The sequence below is a fragment of the Streptomyces sp. NBC_00289 genome (assembly GCF_041435115.1).
GTDB lineage: Bacteria > Actinomycetota > Actinomycetes > Streptomycetales > Streptomycetaceae > Streptomyces.
The window spans coordinates 10,194,408-10,208,326 of the sequence record NZ_CP108046.1 but is presented as its reverse complement, the minus strand read 5'-3'; the positions used below and the strand labels follow the sequence as shown (position 1 = coordinate 10,208,326).

Annotated in this window: 12 protein-coding genes and 4 pseudogenes; 10 read left to right on the top strand and 6 right to left on the bottom strand. The window is 64.0% G+C overall.

The features are described from left to right. Positions 1–568: 568 nt before the first annotated feature. Positions 569–1,063, bottom strand: coding sequence for an ATP-binding protein (locus OG985_RS46575; protein WP_371666610.1), 495 nt, complete (start codon positions 1,061–1,063; stop codon positions 569–571). Between the two features lie 544 nt (positions 1,064–1,607). On the opposite strand from OG985_RS46575, the pseudogene OG985_RS46570 reads away from it, so the two are divergent. From OG985_RS46570 to OG985_RS46560, 3 genes and pseudogenes are all read left to right on the top strand, one after another. Beyond that, positions 1,608–2,804 (top strand): annotated as a pseudogene (locus OG985_RS46570) (IS4 family transposase); the annotation flags it as partial. Positions 2,805–3,104: 300 nt separating this feature from the next. Continuing rightward, positions 3,105–3,491, top strand: coding sequence for a transposase (locus OG985_RS46565; protein WP_371666611.1), 387 nt, complete (start codon positions 3,105–3,107; stop codon positions 3,489–3,491). A gap of 19 nt (positions 3,492–3,510) precedes the next feature. Continuing rightward, positions 3,511–3,975 (top strand): annotated as a pseudogene (locus OG985_RS46560) (IS5 family transposase); the annotation flags it as partial. 14 nt (positions 3,976–3,989) lie between these two features. Here OG985_RS46560 and OG985_RS46555 read toward each other — a convergent pair. The 3 genes from OG985_RS46555 to OG985_RS46545 form a co-directional block, all read right to left on the bottom strand. Then, the gene (locus OG985_RS46555) at positions 3,990–4,745 is read right to left on the bottom strand and encodes a transposase family protein (RefSeq protein WP_371666485.1); all 756 of its coding nucleotides are present in this window, start codon (positions 4,743–4,745) and stop codon (positions 3,990–3,992) included. A 210-nt stretch (positions 4,746–4,955) separates the two neighbouring features. After that, complete coding sequence (locus tag OG985_RS46550; RefSeq protein WP_371666612.1) at positions 4,956–5,834, bottom strand: phenylalanine 4-monooxygenase; 879 nt, start codon at positions 5,832–5,834, stop codon at positions 4,956–4,958. A 96-nt stretch (positions 5,835–5,930) separates the two neighbouring features. Continuing rightward, positions 5,931–6,134: a hypothetical protein gene (locus OG985_RS46545; protein ID WP_371666613.1), complete on the bottom strand. Its 204-nt coding sequence runs from the start codon at positions 6,132–6,134 to the stop codon at positions 5,931–5,933. A gap of 357 nt (positions 6,135–6,491) precedes the next feature. Between OG985_RS46545 and OG985_RS46540 the strand changes: the two genes are divergently transcribed. Beyond that, positions 6,492–6,806: an IS3 family transposase gene (locus tag OG985_RS46540; protein WP_371666614.1), complete on the top strand. Its 315-nt coding sequence runs from the start codon at positions 6,492–6,494 to the stop codon at positions 6,804–6,806. A 214-nt stretch (positions 6,807–7,020) separates the two neighbouring features. Here OG985_RS46540 and OG985_RS46535 read toward each other — a convergent pair. After that, positions 7,021–7,278: pseudogene (locus OG985_RS46535) on the bottom strand (DDE-type integrase/transposase/recombinase); the annotation flags it as partial. 779 nt (positions 7,279–8,057) lie between these two features. Between OG985_RS46535 and OG985_RS46530 the strand changes: the two are divergent. From OG985_RS46530 to OG985_RS46505, 6 genes and pseudogenes are all read left to right on the top strand, one after another. Next, positions 8,058–8,738: a transposase gene (locus OG985_RS46530; protein WP_371666615.1), complete on the top strand. Its 681-nt coding sequence runs from the start codon at positions 8,058–8,060 to the stop codon at positions 8,736–8,738. Continuing rightward, on the top strand, positions 8,632–9,582 hold the full coding sequence (locus tag OG985_RS46525; RefSeq protein WP_371674228.1) for a group II intron maturase-specific domain-containing protein: 951 nt from the start codon (positions 8,632–8,634) through the stop codon (positions 9,580–9,582). Before OG985_RS46530 ends, OG985_RS46525 begins: the two co-directional genes overlap by 107 nt. 308 nt (positions 9,583–9,890) lie before the next feature. Beyond that, positions 9,891–10,871, top strand: coding sequence for a terpene synthase family protein (locus OG985_RS46520; protein ID WP_371666616.1), 981 nt, complete (start codon positions 9,891–9,893; stop codon positions 10,869–10,871). Positions 10,872–11,104: 233 nt separating this feature from the next. Then, positions 11,105–11,416, top strand: a pseudogene (locus OG985_RS46515) (transposase); the annotation flags it as partial. Between the two features lie 70 nt (positions 11,417–11,486). After that, the gene (locus OG985_RS46510) at positions 11,487–11,798 is read left to right on the top strand and encodes a hypothetical protein (protein WP_371674711.1); all 312 of its coding nucleotides are present in this window, start codon (positions 11,487–11,489) and stop codon (positions 11,796–11,798) included. Positions 11,799–11,948: 150 nt separating this feature from the next. Continuing rightward, positions 11,949–12,215: a hypothetical protein gene (locus OG985_RS46505; protein ID WP_371666617.1), complete on the top strand. Its 267-nt coding sequence runs from the start codon at positions 11,949–11,951 to the stop codon at positions 12,213–12,215. A 441-nt stretch (positions 12,216–12,656) separates the two neighbouring features. On the opposite strand, the gene OG985_RS46500 is transcribed toward OG985_RS46505, so the two are convergent. After that, a complete protein-coding gene (locus OG985_RS46500; protein WP_371666619.1) occupies positions 12,657–13,856 on the bottom strand; it encodes a hypothetical protein in 1,200 nt (399 codons plus the stop codon). Positions 13,857–13,919 lie beyond the last annotated feature (63 nt).

The following is a 13,919-nucleotide window of genomic DNA, read 5'->3' as shown; positions in this document are numbered from 1 at the left end:
GACTGTTTGTAAATTCGCGCAAGTGGTCACTCCGAAAACAGGTGGACTAACGGAGAATAGAATGAACTCTCCTCTGAAGCCCGTCGTGGACGCCATTCACTAGGAGAACGATGACCGGAATCCGGCATTCCAGGCACTGGATGATGAACTTCCTAGACTGCCCAGTCCGGGGATGGAGGTGGAAACGCTGAGCCACGACAGGAAGCTGCCACTAGTGCCACCGCAGCCCCGATTCGGAAATTCCTGATCCCTGGCTTATCTCTGTCAAAGTTGAGTACTGGCTTCTCGGAGGATCAGCTGGCTTGCTTCCCGCCTTACATCCCCTGATCTGATCTGCACCAGAATGACGTCATAACCTTTCCTGGCTTTGGATATTCCGCGGCTCGAACTGCTTCGTCCACGATTCCGTTCTCGGAGCAGGACGGTGTCTCCGTGCCACAGGGTGTGGGTCTGGAGCAGTTGGTCCGCTCGCATGGCCGCCTCCGGAGATGTTCGGGTGGGCCAGGGCTGGCTGGCTTCCTGGTGCTCCCGCGTGTGGGGCGGGGTTCTTCCAGGATGCCTGGTGGGGTCAGGCGGCGCCGAGGTCGGCCCAGTGGTCGATGAGACCGTCGGTGTCGGTGTTGGTGTCGTTGTCGTTGTTGGTGTTGGGGGTGGTGCCGGTGTGGTGGGCGAGGGTGGTGATGATGGTGGTGCCGCGGCCGTGTTCGTCTGTGGGGCGGGTGGTGGCCCAGCTGGTGGTGGGGGAGGCGGTGTGGGGGCCGCCGTCGCTGACGTGGACTTGGACGCGGCCTGGGCCGTTGGTGGTGGTGTGCAGGTGCAGGGCGACGGGGGGCAGGGCGTGGGTGACGGCGTTGGTGACCAGTTCGGAGATGACCAGCAGGGCGTCGTAGAGCTGGTTCTCATCTAGTCCCCAGGAGGCCAGGATGGGGCGGGCGGCACGGCGGGCGGTGGCCGGTGCGAGCGGTCCGTGTTCCAGTGGCAGGCTGAACACGCGCGCACCGGCCGCGGCGGCGTGCGGCGCGGGGCGCTGCTGCCGGCTGCGGGAGATCGTGGTGGTCGTCATCAAGATCACTGCCTGTCCGGAAGGGGGCCGGAATGCTTCTTCTGGTACTTCCAGCACACTCCCGTCGAGCGCAGGCTCCCTGAGTAGACGATACCCAAAACATAAAAATCGGGCAATCGGCCCGTCCGGCCCTGGGATGACGGGTGGAGTTCGTCCGCGCGGACGACGGTGAGGAGGCATGGGCGGGCGAGAGGGACCCGGCAGTGCCAGGACGTCCCGTATCTGACCTGATGTTCGTCCAGCCCGGTCAGGTCCTTGCCGGACTGGAAGGACTCCTCGATCGTCCCTGTGTCTGGTGATCCGTACCAGGGTGGACAGTGGAACTCGGGTCACCGGCAGCGGTTGTAGAAGTGGTTGCGGCGCGGTCAGAAAAGGGTTGGCTGATGAGCGCCGTCCGGGCCGCGTAGGGGCGTCGTTGCCTTTGTCTCTAAAGCGTGTTGCACAACGCCGTGATGTTGCAGGTCAGGTCCCGACCACGGCTCTAGCCTCAATACCAGTGACTTAGGGTGGTGGCTGGTAGGGTGCGTGGCGGGGAGGTGCCGGGATGCCACGGCCGGGTCAGGTGAAGCCGGAGACGGACGAGCGGTTGTCGGATCGCATCGCGGTCGGGCTGTTGACGCGGTCGTTCCCGCCGGAGCTGGTGGATCGGGTGGTGGCCCAGTGCGGGAGGTCCGGGCAGCGTAACCGGCTGCTGCCGCCGCGCGTGGTGGTCTACTTCGTGCTGGCGATGTGCTTGTTCTCCGGCCAGGGCTACGAAGAGGTCGCTCGGCTGCTGACGCATGGGCTGACCTGGGCGAAGCGCTGGTCGGGGTCGTGGCAGGTACCGACCACGGGGGCGATCTCGAGAGCGCGCGCGAAACTCGGTCCAGAACCGCTGAAGGCCCTGTTCGCCTCGGTGGCCCGGCCGTTGGCCACGGAATCGACACCGGGTGCCTTCTACGGCCGGTGGCGGCTGATGGCCATCGACGGCACAGTCTTCGACGTTCCGGACAGCCAGGAGAACGTGGCGCACTTCGGGCGCCCGAAGACCCACCGCACCCAGCGGTGTGCGTATCCGCAGGTGCGGGTGGTCGCGCTGGCCGAGTGCGGCACCCATGCCATCACCACGGCGGCTCTCGGCCCATGCACCACGTCCGAACTCGTGCTGGCCCGCGAGCTGTTCGGTCACCTGGGCGAGGACGATCTGCTGCTGGCCGACCGCGGCTTCACCGGCCTGGAGCTGTGGCGGGCGGCCTCGGCCGGCGGTGCGGACCTGCTGTGGCGCATCCGTTCCCACCAGGTGCTGCCGGTCCGCGAAGAGCTGCCCGACGGCTCGTACTTGTCAGAGATCGTCGCGGCCAGAGACCACCGCAAGCGTGCCGACCCGGAAATGGTGCGGGTGATCGAGTACACCCTGGACGATCCCGGGCAGGACGCCCCTTACCGGCTGATCACCACGGTCCTCGATCCCGATGCCGCCCCGGCCACCGAGCTGGCCGCCCTCTACCACCAGCGGTGGGAGTTCGAGAACACGCTGGACGAGCTGAAGACCCATCAACGCGGACCTGCCCAGGTCCTGCGCTCCCGCTCACCCGAAGGCGTCGAGCAGGAGGTCTGGGCACACCTGCTGGTCCACCACGCCATCCGCACCCTGATGCACGACGCCGCCGAGCAGGCCGGCCTCGACCCCGACAGGCTCTCCTTCACCCGGAGCATCCGCCTCGCACGACGCCAGGTCACCGCGCAGGCGGCCTTTTCCCCTGACCGTCTGACCGCCGCCCTCACCGACGAACTCCGCGAGATCACCGCGCGCCTGTTACCCACCCGCCGCAGACGCTCCAACCCGCGCGTGGTCAAACGCAAGATGTCCAACTTCGGCGTCAAACGCGACGAGCACTACACCTGGCCTCAGCCCACCCGGGACCCAGCAGACGCCATGACCATCGCCCCGCACTGGCGCACCGCCCCGATCAACCCGTCAACCAAAGCCCGACGAAGCTAGGTCACTAAGTCACTGGTATTGAGGTTAGCGCTCGTTCGCACCGTCGCTCCCGAACTCCTCGTGCTGCAGGGCATCGGGCCCATCAGTGCCGCTCAGATCCTGATCAGCTGGTCGCACTCCGGCCGCTTTCGGTCCGAGGCAGCGTTCGCGGCCTTCGCAGGCGTCGCTCCAATCCCCGCTTCGTCAGGGCTGACCAACCGGCACAGGCTCAACCGCAGCGGAGACCGGCAGCTCAACCGGGCCCTCCATACGATCACCTTGATCCGCATCCGTCTCGATCCGATCACCCGTGCCTACGTTGCCCGCCGAATCAGCGAGGGGAAGACCGCGAGGGACGCCCAGCGCTGCCTCAAGCGCGCAATCTGCCGACAGCTCTTCAAGCTCCTCGAACGAGGAGATCAGCCCACACGGCAGATCGCTGCTGATGGTCTCCCTCAAGCAGCTTGACTTGATATAGCAGCCTCGGGGCGACCTTGCAGGTCCGAGCCCCGTGGACCGGGGTAAGCCAGGTTCCAAGATGCATGTCCTGTCCGACGCGAACGGACTGCCCTTACGGGTCGGGCTCTCCGCGGCCAACCCCCACGACAGTCTCGCGCTGAAGCCGATGCTGTCCCATTTCCACGTGGGACACGAATCCCACGCGGCCGACTCCAAACCCGTGCGTCTTCATGCAGACAAGGCGTACGACATCCCCCACCTGCGGCGATGGCTGTGGGGCAAACGCATTGGCGTCCGTATCGCCCGCAAGGGCATTGACTCCAGCGAGCGGCTCGGCCGTCGCAGGTGGGGCATCGAGCGCACCATGTCCTGGCTGACGGGCTACCGCCGTCTCAACCACCGCTACGAGTGGAAGCCAGGCACCTACCTGGCCTTTCTCGGCCTGGCATCCGCTCTCTGCTGCTACAAGCGGTTCCTCAAACTGACCATGTAGGACACTGAGGATTTTCAGCAGTAGCTCTCAAGGGTGAGGACGGCTTTGGCTGCGGTGGTGAGCCAGGTGGGGCTGCAGCGGGCTTTGCGGAAGATCCGCCAGGTCTTCAATCGGGCCATGCCGCGCTCGACCGGGTAGCGCAGGCGGGCATGAGCCCTGTTCAGCGATAGCTGCCGGCGGTTGAGTTCTTTGCCGGGAGAACGTCGGATCGGGGTGGTGATGGTGCCGCCGGCACCGAGGTAGCCGAGGTCGGCCAGGACCGGGATACCGAGTCTGCGGCAGGTGTCGATGATCCGGTGGGTGCGGGCGGCGGTGAGGTCGTGGGTGCGACCGGGCAGCGCCTTCGAGATCCATACGATGGTGCCGTCCGGATCGGTGACGACCTGCAGGTTCACACCGTGACGCCGGTGCTTTCCCGAGTAGTCCCCGCGGCCGTCACCGACCCGGTCGCACTCCGCGAGGGTGCCGTCCACCAGCACGTATTCCGCCCGGGCCTTCACTTCACGCAGGGCCCGCGTCAGCCCCGGAGCCCGGCGCGCCAGCAGGCCCACCACGGAGCGGACATAGGCGTGCGCGGTCCCGACGCTGATGCGGAAACCAGCGGCGATCTGGGCCAGCGTGGTGTGCTGGCGCAAGTACACGAGCGCGACAACCGCACGCGCGGACGGACGGAGCTTGCACCGGCGGTCACCCTCACGAAGGACGATCAGCATCGTGACCGTCTCCACGAGGGCATGCGGGAGGTCGAGTGCGGCAGGATACGTAATCAACGGGGCTCCCCGGCAACCGAGATCGCATGTCAGATACCTCTCTCAACTGCCTGGGAGCCTCGTCCGTTGCCCTGCCAGCCATCCCCTTGCATCACTCGATCAGTGGCCACCCTGAAAACGCTCACTGTCTAAGCTGGCCGTCTTCGAGCCGCCAGTCCGGCAGATCCGCCATAGCCTCGCCGATTTCCCAGGGTGCAAGCCGTTCGCGCTTCACGCTGCTTCCAGCCGGGCGATCGAATCGTCATCACACTCAGCCCAGAAGGTGCCCACCACATTCTCCAGGTGCTCGACAGAATCTGCGCAGAATAGCAGTTCCTGGTATTTTGTAATGTCATACTGGAAAGTGCCCATAGCTCGAAGGTCCAGGGGGCGAATGTGCATCGTCCTGAATTTTTCAATCTCACCGCAGGAAGATAGGATCCCTGCACCGTATGCCCGCAATTCGCCGCTCTCTTTCATCACGCCAAATTCCAGAGTGAACCAGAATATTTTGGATATAAACTCCAGAGCGGACTGGGTCTGGACCCTCCTGGCTGCCTCACCAGCCAGCCGGTATAGTCGGGCGAAACGGTCGGACGCGAGCATGTTCGCATGACCGATGACCTCGTGGATAACATCCGGCTCGGGTGTATAGAACGGCATGCTGATGTGCCGTATGTACTGCGTGGAGTGGAAGTATCCATCGGCGAGAACCTCGTAGAACTCGCGGAGCGGCACCAGTCCTGCGGCTGGCAGATATCGGAAGCCCGTCAAAGGCTCCAGCGCCTCGCTGACTTCCTGAAGCTGGGGAATCCTGTGCGCAGGAAGCCCCAGCCGCTCCGTCCCCTGCAGGAATTCTTCAACAGCGTACTTCTGATGCTTAGGGGAGAGTTCCTTACTGACATGGGCCCAAAGGGCATCCTCAAGGGCGGTGTACTCGACCACCGGAACCGGCTGCTCCCTTGCGTGCCCGAGCGTCAAGGCCGCGATGTCGTTGCGGCGCGCTCGGTACACTGGATCGCCGAAGCCCGGGTCGCTCTGCGCGAGTTCCACCACAACACCGCCGACCGTCTGCGAGACGGGCGCGAAATACTGCGCTTCTTCAAACATGTACCCGATGAGAACATCTCGCGACGTCGATAGGCAATCGCGGCACCGTACAGTAGAGCTCGACCAACGGCATTCCCCGTGCTGGCGTCGTCAGCTTCACGTTCCTGGCAGGGGTGGGCTGTCGGTGGTGTCCCGGATCCAGATGGCGTGTTCGGGTGTGTCCCGGATCGCTGGGGTGGTCTTGGCGATGTTATCCGCTTCCAGCGGCCGCAGTCTGCCGAGGGCCAGGTTCCGCAGAGCGGCCATTGCCCGCGGCGCGCTGCCGGTGTGGACGGTGGAGGCGTCCTTGGCGAACACCACATCTCTGACATGGTGGCTGGAATTTTTGATTGCCCGGTGCCCGCGCACGTATCCGCCCAGCTGGGCAGGGCTGGCCTGGTGGGTATCGAGGCTGGTGACGGCGTAGATCGTCTCCCGGGTGTGCCGCTTGCCGCTCTCTTGTCGGCGCTGGTGGATGCGTAGGGCCGTGCCGTGCTTGCGGGAAGGCGATCGGGTCCAGGTTCGCCGCGGTGGCCGTGGTCTTGGCCGAGTGGGATTCCCGCTGCCCGTGCCCGGTGCCGGAGACGGTGTGCGCTACGGGCATCTGTTCCCACGGCAGGGCTTTGACCTGGGCCGACGCGGTCGGCTGGGTTCCCTTGATCGGGTGAGGGCGGGGGCGTGGGTGACGGCGGACAGCAGGTGCCGGTGGCGCTGCTGCCGGTGCGCGGAGCCGGACAGTGCCTTGCCGTCCACCGCGATCGCCGGCCGCGCTTTCCCGTGCAGCAGATGCGTACCTGCGCGGGAGTAACCACGCCGGGCTTCTACCACTGGAGATCGAGGCCGATGTCGGCCACCGCGAAGCGCCGTGCGGAGCTGAGGGCAGTCATCCTCCAGGTCTTCTCCGACTCGCATGAGACCTACGGCTACCGGCGTGTCCACGCCGCGCTCCAGCGAATGAACGTGCAGCCGAAGCGGAACTGGTCCGTGCGCTGATGCGCGAGCTCGGCCCGGTGCCATGCCAGCCGCGGCCCCGGCGGGCGACCACGATCGCCGATGATACGGCGCCAGCCACCCCCGGCCTGCTGGCCCGTGAATTCACCGCTGACGCGCCCGGACACAAACTGGTCAGCGACATCACCTACGTTCACACCCGGGCCGGGTTCCCGTAGCGCGCGACCGTCATCGACTGCCACACCAAAGCAGTGGCCGGCTGGGCGATGGCCGTCTTCATGAGTTTCCGCAGGAAGCGCCTGGCCGCGGGCTCGTCGCGGCGGTTCTGCAGCAGGATGTCGAGCACGTTGCCGTCCTGGTCCAGGGCCCGCCACAGGTACCGCTGCCGTCCCTGGATCGTGACGAAGACCTCGTCGAGATGCCACTTGTCGCCCGGCTTCGGGCGCCAGCAGCGCAGCGCGTTGGCGTACGCGGGGCCGAATCGGCGGGTCAACTGGTGGATCGTCTCGTAAGACGGGTCTTCGACGTTAAAGTGGTGCAGGTCGCCTTTCGCCCTGACCGGTCGTCACGTCCGTGACTGTTGGGCTGTTTGTTCGTCCCTGGATGCGGGGCGCCCGTGGTCCTGGGTGATCATTTCTGTTCTTGACGCAGAACGATCATCTGGGGAGCCACGGGCGTGGTCAACGATACGAGGTTGTTGCTGGACCTGGCCGGGGTGTCCGTCGTCCGGGTCGAGCGGTTGGAGGACGGTGGGCGCCGGGTCCATCTGGCCACGGCAGACGAGACGGCCAGGGCGTGCCCGGTGCGCGGGTCTTTTCCTCCCGGGCGAGAGGGCCGGTGACCACCCGGCCGCGCGACCTTCCGTACGGCGAGAGCGGGCTGGAGTTCTTCTGGCACAAGCGCCGGTGGTGGTGCGGGGAGGTAACCTGTCCGCACAAGTCGTTCACCGAGCAGGTTCCGAAGATACCGGCCGGATCTGGATCACGACGCAGCTGCGGGCCTGGGCCGGACGCCGGGTGCGGGACGCCGGTTCCACGGTCGTGCAGGCCGGCCGTGACCTGGGCCTGTCCTGGCCGGTGGTGATGGGCGCCTTCCGTACCACGGCTTTGATGGTGGTCGAGGCGCCGCTGCCCGAGGTCGAGGTGCTGGGCATCGACGAGACCCGGCGCGGTGGCACCCGCTGGGAGCAGGATCCCGACACAGGGAAGTGGAAGCTCACGCGGGATGGGTGGCATACGGGGTTCGTCGACGCGCTCGGCACCGGTGGGCTGCTCGGCCAAATCGAGGGCCGCAGTGCCGCCGACGTCCTGGCTGTCCACTCCGCCCCTGGCCTGGCGCAAGAGCATCCGGTGCGTGGCCTTCGACATGTCGGCCACCTACCGGGCCGCGATCCGCACCGGACTCCCGGGCGCTGTGAGCGTGGTCGACCACTTCCACGTCGTCCAACGCGCGAACAAGGTGCTCTCCACCGTGCGGCGTCGCACCACCGCCGGGGTCCGGGGCCGGCGCGGACGGGCCACCGACCCAGAATGGACAGCCCGCCGACGGCTGCTCCGCAACCGCGAGAACCTCACCGACGAGCAGTTCGCGAAGATGTGGAACCCGCTGCTGAACGAGGGACCGATCGGGCAGAGACTGCTGACCGTGTGGATCGCCAGGGAAAGCCTGCGTACCCTCCTCGCCCTGGCCCGCACCGGCGCCGACCGTGAGCAAGCAGGCCATGCCCGGTGGAAGTTCCTTACCTGGTGCGCCGACTCCGGCATCCCCGCGCTCGCCATCACCGTCGACCGCTGGTGGCCCGAGATCGCGGCGTTCATCGATAACCGGACACGCGCTAAGAGTGAAGGAATCAACCGCGTCATCAAGCTTGTCGCCCGCAACGCCCTTCGGCTTTCGCAACGCAGACAGTCAACGCCTACGCACACACGCTGCGTCACCACTCGTCGAGCCCGCGGACACCTCCGCACCGCTTAACTTCGAAAACCCCGTAGAACACCTCGATGCCGCGCTCGAGCGTCAACTCCTCGACGTCGCGCACACTCGGCCTGAAGCTGATCCGGGCCTGGCTGCGGATGGGAGTCTTGGAGGGCGGGGTGACGTCCCCCACCGGGGCCGGTACCCCGCAGGGCTCACCGGTTCCCCGTTGCTGGCGAATATCGCGCTGCACGTTCTCGATGAGGCGTGGCAGAACGAAGGCCGCCGGCTGGGGATGCTGGTGAGGTACTGCGATGATTTCGTAGTCCTCTCGCCGACGGAGCAACGGGCCCAACAGGCTCGCGAGTTAGCGGCACGAGTGCTGGAACAGCTCGGAATGCGATTGCACCCCGAGAAGACCGGCATCGTCTGCCTCACCCGAGGCGGGCAGGGTTTCGACTTCCTCGGCTTCCACCACCGGAAGATGGAATCGTGGAAATGGCGGGGCAAGTACTACTTGCAACGCTGGCCCTCGGCCAGAGCGATGAGGGTACTGCGGGACAAAGTCCGCGCGGCGACCGCTCGTTCGAAGGCTGAACGGCCGGTATCCGCCGTGGTAGCCGATCTCAACCCCGTGCTGCGGGGCTGGGCTGCGTACTTCCGTAACGGCAACTCCGGACGGAAGTTCAATGTGGTCGACGGCTATGTCCACGAGCGGCTGGCGATCTTTGCCAGCGGGAAACACAGACTTGCGGGCAGGAACTGGACCACCCGTTTTACCTGGGATGGATCACTCGGCTCGGTGTCTACCGTCTTACCGGAAACGTGCACAGGGCGACGGCGCATGCCAGCCGGTGAACGATGTCGGAAAGCCGTGTGCGGGAGAACTGCATGCACGGTTTGAAGCGGCGGGGACTGGAAACGGGAGCATCAGCCGCCGCGCCAGTCCCCGACCCTACTGCAGTTACACCTCCCTGCACCGGGCGCGCGCCAGCAGTCGACGAGCTGCGTTCCACATATTTGAGTATGAGTTACCCGCTTCGCTTCGGCGTGAAGGGTGTGATTCTATGGTCGAGAATTTCCACACCTGAAATCCTGTGCTGTTTTGCAGATCGGCAGAGAGAAAGGCGTGGCCAACCTAAACGGCTGCGATGAATATTAGTGAACCGCTCTTCTTGAAGCGCCGCACCTTGGGGTCTTCCCAGCAGTCGGATGATCGATTGGGATTTAGTGAATCAACGTCTAAAATTTCCCGCCATTTCTGTACGTATTTCAGCGGACCTAGAAAGGGCCCGGCAGCGTAATATCGCCTGGATGTGCGAGCACAGCTTGTTGGTAACCGCTGAAGAGATCAACGGCTTCAACTCATGGCGCTTGCCGGAGCTGATTGCATACGCTTTTCCGAAGGCCCACGGGAAGGAACTCGACATATTGGTTGACATGCTCGGATGGTATACATTTGTCGATGACTACTTCGATGGCCCGGTGGGTCACTCTCGGATCTCTTCGAAAAATATCATCAAACCCATGATTGATACGCTGCATAATGACGCTTCGGACGTGGCAGGGGATATTTCCGTCCCAGTCCTTGCTGCTTGGGCGGATTTGTGGCATCGGCAGACGGAAGGTATGTCTACAGCCTGGAGAGGAAGGGCAGCAAAAGAATGGAAAGCATGCCTCGGGACATTTATAGATGAATCCTCTTACCGTGAGACGCGAAGCTTCATCAGCACAGAGGACTTGGTACCGCTACGCCGTCACGCCAGCTGCCTTTACCCTTTCATGAATATGCTTGAGCGCGTGTTGGGAGACGAGGTCCCCTCTCTTCTTCTCGATGACCGGGAAATGAAATATCTCCGTGCTCATACAGCCGATATCGCGACCTGTATAAATGACTTGTACTCCCTGGAGCGAGAGGAACGACAGGGGGAGCAGTTCAATATGGTGCTGAATTTGCAGCGAGTTCATGGCTGCGGTCGCGATGAGGCCATGGCGGCCACGCGTGCAAAAATTTATCAGCTTCTAGACGAATGCGTTCAATTGTCATCCAGTATCACCCAGTCTTATCCATCGAGCCTGCGATACGTGGAGGGGATTCAGGCTATGGTCAATGGCATTTATCTCTGGACTTCGAAGACGGATCGTTATGCACTTCCGGCGGATGTTGGGTTCGTCTCCGAGATATCAAAATAAAGGGCATTGTCAGGTTCTATGAAGGACCTCTGCTCTGGGATGATCGTCGGGTTCGTTGATCATCAGGGAGGAGGGGAATCCACCCTGGGGCCTAACCTCAATACCGGGACTCTGTTGGTGATCTTGTTAGGGGTGCTGACAGGTCGTCTGTTCGGCGGTTCGCTGGTGTGTGGCGGGGTGGTTCCGGAGAGAGGGCCGTGTCCTTACGGGCGCGGGGTTACCAGCGGATTCCGATGCGGGCGGCGTGGGCGGCGTGGGCGGCGTGTCCGAAGGGCACGCCGGGGATGCTGATGCGGGACCGGCTGGATGTGGTGTTCGAGGACGAGGGCTTCGCGGACCTGTACCCCAAGGACGGTCGGCGGGGCCTGTCGCCGGGACAGCTGGCGCTGGTGTCGGTGCTGCAGTTCGCGGAGAACCTGTCCGACCATACGGCCGCGAACGCGGTCCGCACCAGGATCGACTTGAAGTACGCGTTGCGCCTGGAACTGGGCGATCCCGACTTCGACCACTCGGTGCTGTGCGAGTTCCGGGCCTGGCTGGCCTGGGGCGACGCGGCCGACCGGCTGCTGCAGATGATGCTGCACCGGCTGACCGAGGCAGGACTGCTCACATCCGGTGGCTGGCAGCGCACCCGATGCGACCCATGTGCTGGCGGCGGTGCGCACACTGAGCCGGCTGGAGCTGGTCGGCGAGAGCCTGCGGTCCGCCCTCGAACAGCTCGCCCAGGCGGCCCCGGACTGGCTGCTCGGGCTGGTGGAACCGGAGTGGGACGAGCGCTACGGGCGCAAGGTCGACATCGGTAAGGTCCCCGGCGGGAAGGCCGGGGTAACCGCCCTTGCCGAGGCCTTCGGCCAGGACGGACGCAAGGTCCTGGCTGCCGCGTGGGCGGCGACGCCCCGCCCAGGCACCGGACGCTGGCGCAGGTAGAGATCCTGCGGCAGGTCTGGGTGCACCACTACTACCGGGATGTCCGTGGGCGGCTGCGCTGGCGTGGCGTCAAACGGGACACCGCCTGGTACGGCTACCGCACCCTTCACCGAAACGTGCACGTCACAGCTGCCGGAGGCAGTCGTGCACTTGGCCACCACGATCGCCCCGGTCCAGGACGGCGAACTCACCGCAAAGATCTACGACGACCTTGTGCCAATCGACCTGGCCCCGGCTGAGCATGCGGTCGACGCCGCCTACGTCAGCCCGGCCCAGATCGAACGCGCCCACCGGGTGCACGGCATCACCCTGCTCGGCCCTATCGTGCCGATGGGCCACCCGATACAACACCAGAAGGAGGCGCCAGCATCGGTCAGATCAGCCCGAACTCCTTCGAACAACGATCAGTTACGCTGACCACCGCCGCACGACAACCGGTGTCCACGATCCCGGGACAAGGCACCGCTCACCACGGCCGTCGGCCTCATCTCGGTCAGCGCACGCGAGCTGCTGACCATCCTGCGGGCAACCGCCCTGCCCCGGCTCCGCCACGACACGGCCATGTCCTGCACTGGTCCGCCTGGCGACGCCGACACCAGGCCATCGCGCAAGCCTGCCACCAGCGCTGGAACATCATCACCGCCGCCGCGACCACATGACCCCAGCCGCCTAACCAAGCGACATTGCTCTCAAGAGTGAGACGGCCCGTGGGACCCGCGGGCCGTCTCTTCTGTCTTGGTGCTTTCTCCCGAGATCAAGCCAACAGTACAAACGCGATGGGGTGGGGTTATCCATCGTGAAAGGGGCACAGGGCTCAGGTTGTCAATCCCAGTGATCGCGGCGTTTCGTTCATGAATTCTATTGCTTGGTCAGAAACTGTAGGTTGAAGCCAGTGTCAACGTAGGAGCCGGATGGGTTCTTGCAAAACAGTGTGACCTGCTCGGTCATGTTACTGGTGCTGTAAGAGCCCATCACGGAGCAGCGTGCCGCAGACCCGTCAGCCGTAGCCATGACACTTGGCCGAGTAATTCCCAAGGCCTGTTTCGGAAGGTTGACTACGTACACCCCCGGGGCGTTGCGGTTGACTGTTACTGTAAGGTTTTCCAGGCCATAGATTTTATTGTATGCCTGATCTTTCGTAAGGGCGGTCCACCCAGTATTGGTCATTTTGGGTGCGGACATATACGCCTCCCCAAGGTTGGCCCGACCGAGAATGTTCACGCCGCGAGCGTAGGTGACGCTCACTTTGGTATCGGCTGGCTGTCCCGTTACGGCGTCTGTGCAGGAAACGTCGACTCTGCGTGCCTGGCCGAGGCTTGTCTTCGCAATCGTCTTCTTGGTGACGCCACAGGTGACATCCCGTAGTTGCGTGCCGTACCACGGGCTGCCTGAGGCGAGCGCAGTGATTGCGAAGGTCTCCACTCCGGCGTTGCTCAGGTAGGGCAGGTCGAAACTATAGGCACCAGTACCAGAACGGTTGTAGGTTACGCTACCGGAGACGCTGGACTGCTGATATTGGGCAGTTCGCTGACCTGATGATGTAGCGAAGTCGTCATTGGTCAGGGCAGACACTACTTCGCCTGCAGTGTCAGATGCCCCTCCGGTATAGGTGATGGTGAACGGATTGTCAGCGTAGTGTCCGTTCGAGTCGAAGCAGACCACTGGTACGGCGACATAAGAGAGGCCATTGGCGTAGCCCTTGGTGACGGTGTGCTCGGGCACACAGTTGGCATCATTGATGGCTCGAACGTGTACCCCTACGGCTTTCATGGCCGTCGTCGCCGTGACCAGGCCTGGGAAACGGACCTGATAATACCCTGCTTTCACATGAAAGACGGATGCAGGGGGCCCTATTGGGTTGGCGCTGTTGTAAGCTGCGTTAGCTGACATGCCAATAAGCGATCCTATCGGCTCGTTTCCGTCAATCACAGCAAATCCAGCCGCTACTTGACCGGAGGCTGCGGCTGGGGAGACAGCACCGAGGGACAGGCCGCCGAGGCTACTGATGGCTGCGGCTGCAACACCGATCCGTCGAATGGCAGAACGTCGGAAGAACAAGTGACACTCCTTACCGAGAAAAAACGATCTCCACTATGTCCCGGAGGACGATCGCCTCACCCC